At 68.0% G+C, this 1,348-nt stretch carries 1 protein-coding gene; it reads right to left on the reverse strand.

Annotated features, from left to right (window positions below; genetic code table 11):
* Positions 1–1,348 (reverse strand): rhodanese-like domain-containing protein (locus tag AC1D1P_RS23490; protein WP_477674663.1); only part of this gene is annotated, 1,348 nt, incomplete at both ends.

Below are 1,348 nucleotides of genomic sequence, written 5' to 3' on the forward strand. Positions count from 1 at the left end.
CATCGAGGCCGCCCTCGAGCAGGCTGGCTTTCAGGCCCAGTGCCTGGAGGTCAACGGCCGCGCAGGCGGCCACAGCGGACTCGTCGGCAACCAGCACCACCGGGCGGTGTTCACCGGCCAGCGCCTGTGCCAGGCGAGGCCGTATGGACCAGCATGTGCCCGCGATATGGTTTTGGCGAAACTGCATGCTGGGCCGCAGGTCGATGGCGGCCACGGTGCCATCGGCCAGCCCGGCCGACAGGGCCTGCGCGGTGGTGGCGGGCAGCGCGGGCAGGGCCACGGGCGCCGTGGCGGGCAGCGCCAGACCACTGGCCAGGCCCTGGTCCAGCACGCTGGCGTCGTGGCCCAGCTGGCGCAGCCAGCTGGCGACCGTCAGGGCGCGTATGCCGTCCGTATCGAACAGCACCAGCCGGGCCTGGCGCACGCCCACATACTGGTCGGTGGCCTGGATCAGCTGGCCGCCCGGCGTGTGCTGCGCGCCCGGCAGGCTGCCGCGTGCAAATTCTTCGGGGCTGCGAACATCGCACAAAAAGAGCGTGCGCGTCGCGTCGCCTGCCCAGCCGTGCACAGTCTGTGCGTCGACGACAGGTACCTCGAAACGCTTTGCAAGCGCCTGGGCCGCCGCACGCATGCCGGCAGGCTCTGTGGGCTGGGCCGAGTCCTTGTAGCGGCGCGTGCCGCCGTGCTCGAGTTTGAAGTCTGCCAGGTACCAGCCCTGGGTACCGTTTTCCAGCGCCGATACAGGGTTGCGCAGGCCCAGGTTGATCAGCGTTTGCGCGCCTATGATGCTGCGAGTGCGGCCTGCGCAGTTGATCACGATGTGGGTGTTATCGCTGGGTACCAGGTCGCGGATGCGCAGGGCCAGCTCGCCGTTCGGGCAACTGATCGCCGTCGGGATGTTCATCTTGCGGAATTCCGAAAACGGCCGGCCGTCGAGCACCACCACGTCGTCTTGCCGCTCCAGCATGGCCGCAAGTTCGGTCGCGCTGACGCGGGGCGTGTGATAGACCTGTTCGGCCAGCTCGCCGAAGGTCTTGGACGGTACGTTGACGCCGGCAAACAGAGGGAAACCGGCGGCTTGCCAGCCGGTTGTGCCGCCCTGCAGCACCTGCACGTCGCTGTAGCCGAGTGCGCTGAAGCGGCGCGCGGCCAAAGGTGCTGCGCCACTGCCGTCGGTGTCATAAACCACCAACCGCACACTGCGGCGCGGCGCCAGGCGCGGTGCGTCCAGTTCAAGCCGGCTGTAGGGAAGGGGGATGCCGTAAAACAAATGCGACTGGCCGTACTGGCCATGCTCGCGCACATCAAACAGGGCGATTTCCGCGCCATCGTGCAGCCAGGCTTTCAG

Source organism: Polaromonas sp. P1_E1_2, assembly GCF_056406035.1.